The following is a 2871-nucleotide window of genomic DNA, read 5'->3' on the forward strand; positions in this document are numbered from 1 at the left end:
CGCCTCTCGCGAGGGCAAGTGTTGCAAACAGCCGGGGAACGCGGTGATAGGCGACGGAGAAATCCTCTCGGCAAGCTTTGTGGCCTAGCGCACAGGCCAGCCAGCTCTTGCCGACGCCCGCCGGCCCGGTGATGAGAAGACTGTGATGCTTGCGAATCCAGTCGCAGCCGGCGAGCGCCATGAACAGATTGCGGTCAAGACCGCGTGCGGCACGAAAGTCGGCATTCTCGATCTGTGCGTCATGGCGAAGCTTTGCAGCCCTGGCGCGGGCTTCGAAACGCTTCTGGCGGCGCATGGTCGCTTCGCGCTCGAGCAGCATGGCAAGCCATTCGCCGTGCTCGAGGCGGCGTGCTTCGGATTGTGCGTCGAGTTCCTGGAAGGCGGTGGCCATGCCATGAAGGCCGAGTTCGCGCAGCATGTCGATGGGGGGATTGATCAGCATGGGTGTGTCTCCTCAATGAAAGTAATCAGGGCCACGCAGATTGGCCTGATCGACGATGGCGGTTGGTTCGGTGGACTGCCTTGCGGCCTTGTGATTGGCGATGAGCGAGGCGATGCTCTTGCAGTTCAGCCCACCGATCTCGACAGCGCGGGCTGACACGGCTTCGGCGCGATCGCGTGTGACATCGCGAAACAGGCGCAGAACACCCAGGCATGTTCGAAAGCCTTGTTCAGGATGTGGTCGGCTGGCGAGGATTGCGACAACCAATCCTTCCGTCTCGGGCCCGACGGATGCGGCCCAGCGGCGGAACCGATCCGGCATCCACTCGGCATATCGCCGGTGGGAGCTGGGCATATGATCCGGATCAGTCCCATGACGAGGGCCGCCATGGCGGCGCTGATGGACGGCAATGCGCTTGCCGCGGTGGAAGATCTCGATGGTGCGTGCCGTTGCTCTCAGATCGACTTGCTGGCGAATGAGGCTGTGCGGTACGGAATAGAAGAAGGTCTTGAACTCGACGTGGTAATCCGTCGAGACGCGGGCCAAACGCCACTCGGCGAATTCGTAGTCTTCGCTCGGAAAGCTTGCCTACGCCGCCGAGAATACCGAACACCATCTGGACAAAGAAAGGCGGTTTTAGCCAGCCCTGATCGATGATCCAAGCAAGATTGTAAAGATGGCCGAGGTCGTAGCACTCGAACTCGAATTTCGTACCGTGGCCTTCGCCGAGTTCTTTGATCGTGTACTCGATATCCGCGAACGTGTTCCGGAAGATGAAGTCACGGGTGGATTCGAGAAAAGGAGCTTCCCACTCATGCTTCCAGTCCGTGTATTTCTGCATCCTAGGGCTCAGAAGCTCACTCGCCCATGCGCAATCAGCAGACCCGCTGGTCTTGGCTCTTCATCGGAACGAAGCGCGACCAGACCTTGGCGGCATACTTCCACGATGTGATAACCTTCTCGCTAATAGCATACCGTCGAGTGATTTGCGACAGCAACTCTTCGGCACCTAAATGTTGTGAGCGGATACCATTCATCTTTAGGTCACAGCATATTCACGACGGCGTCTTTTCTGCTCAAATGCCCCGCGCTTCCGAAAACAGACGTTACACGGCAAAATAAGTGCAACGCTGCGTGAGGATTACTGCCAACCTTTTCGGACCTGAATGTCAAACAGGCCAACGGAACTATCGTAGCGTCGATGCAGTGCATTCACTGAACTCGACGCTGGTCGCTGTAATCCGGTAGGCATCGGAGCGACGATGCAACAACCATCTTTGAGGATATCCAATGACTGCTAGACTTTCAGGCAAAATCGCAATTATCACTGGCGGCGGTCGAGGCATTGGCGGAGGCATTACGCAACGCTTCGCGGAAGAGGGGGCGAGGGTCGCAATTTTGCAGCGGAACTCGCCGCCCTCGACGGTCTTCAACGATCAGGTGCTCTACGTTAAAGCGGATCTTTCCAACTCCCAAGAAATCGCTGGAGCCATGCAGACGGTTATCGAGCACTTCGGCGGACTGGACATTCTCGTCAATAATGCGGGCATTATGTTCGAGAAGACTGTCGATGAGATGACCGAGATCGATTGGGACGAGATGATGGATGTCAATCTGAAGGCTCCATTTCTGCTGACGAAGGCGGCGATACCTCATCTCCGCAAGCGGGGGGGTGGAAGCATTGTCAATATTGGCTCGGTCGAGGGGTTAGCATCGAATCCAAAGCACCCAGCGTATTCCGCTTCTAAGGCGGGCATTCACGCTTTCACCGCAGCGGTCGCCGTGGACCACGGACACGAGGGCATCCGGTGCAATGCTATTGCGCCGGGCTGGATCAAATCTGATCTTACCAACATTTACCTAGACAGCATGCCTGACAGCGCCCGCATCCGCAGGGAGCTGATTGGAATGCACCCGGTTGGACGTTTGGGCGACCCACGGGATGTCGGCAATCTCGCGGTATGGCTTTGTTCTGACGAGAGCACCTTCATCACTGGGCAGGTGCACGTAATTGACGGCGGCCGTACAAAGAAGCTTCCTAACCCCAATTTTGGGATAGTGACCGAGGCCGGTTAAATTGGCAGTATGCCTCAGAGCTGAGAATACTGGGGGCTGGTCTTCAGTTTGCCGGGGACAACGACCTGCCTTTACCCGCAAATGGGCTTGGATAGAGCTTCGGGCGATTAATCTACAACATATCCTGCGGACTTAAGGTAGTTCCAGCAGTCTTGGGGATCGAAGAGGCCACAGATGTCGTCGAGGGCGCGCCAGAGGTCGTCCGAGCTTCGTGCGGCGGCCTTTCTGAGCAGGGCCTTGAGCTTTGCGAGCCATCTCGATTGATGGCGTTGTCTAATCGCCGCTGGGACGTCAAGCATGTAATTGCGTCGAGACGACGCTGCCGGGTGCATGGTTGTCTTCGCGGTCGACAT

At 57.2% G+C, this 2871-nt stretch carries 3 protein-coding genes and 2 pseudogenes; 1 reads left to right on the forward strand and 4 read right to left on the reverse strand.

All coding sequences use genetic code 11. The features are described 5' to 3' along the window. The 3 genes and pseudogenes from NKH19_RS33045 to NKH19_RS33055 form a co-directional block, all read right to left on the reverse strand. Nucleotides 1-442 (reverse strand): ATP-binding protein (locus NKH19_RS33045; RefSeq protein ID WP_352983881.1); only part of this gene is annotated, 442 nt, incomplete at its 3' end. A 12-nt stretch (nt 443-454) separates the two neighbouring features. Further along, a complete protein-coding gene (locus NKH19_RS33050) occupies nt 455-988 on the reverse strand; it encodes a Mu transposase domain-containing protein (RefSeq protein ID WP_352983885.1) in 534 nt (177 codons plus the stop codon). A 97-nt stretch (nt 989-1085) separates the two neighbouring features. Next, nucleotides 1086-1283, reverse strand: a pseudogene (locus NKH19_RS33055) (3-keto-5-aminohexanoate cleavage protein); the annotation flags it as partial. Between the two features lie 449 nt (nt 1284-1732). Here NKH19_RS33055 and NKH19_RS33060 point away from each other — a divergent pair. Further along, nucleotides 1733-2518: an SDR family NAD(P)-dependent oxidoreductase gene (locus NKH19_RS33060; protein WP_352983883.1), complete on the forward strand. Its 786-nt coding sequence runs from the start codon at nt 1733-1735 to the stop codon at nt 2516-2518. 107 nt (nt 2519-2625) lie between these two features. Here the strand turns inward: NKH19_RS33060 and NKH19_RS33065 are convergent. Continuing rightward, nucleotides 2626-2871: pseudogene (locus tag NKH19_RS33065) on the reverse strand (hypothetical protein); the annotation flags it as partial.

The sequence above is a fragment of the Mesorhizobium sp. M1338 genome (assembly GCF_040318045.1).
GTDB lineage: Bacteria > Pseudomonadota > Alphaproteobacteria > Rhizobiales > Rhizobiaceae > Mesorhizobium.

Coding starts and splice junctions, on each gene's coding strand:
- NKH19_RS33060 (WP_352983883.1), top strand. CDS start 1,733: ATGACTGCTAGACTTTCAGGCAAAATCGCAATTATCACTGGCGGCGGT.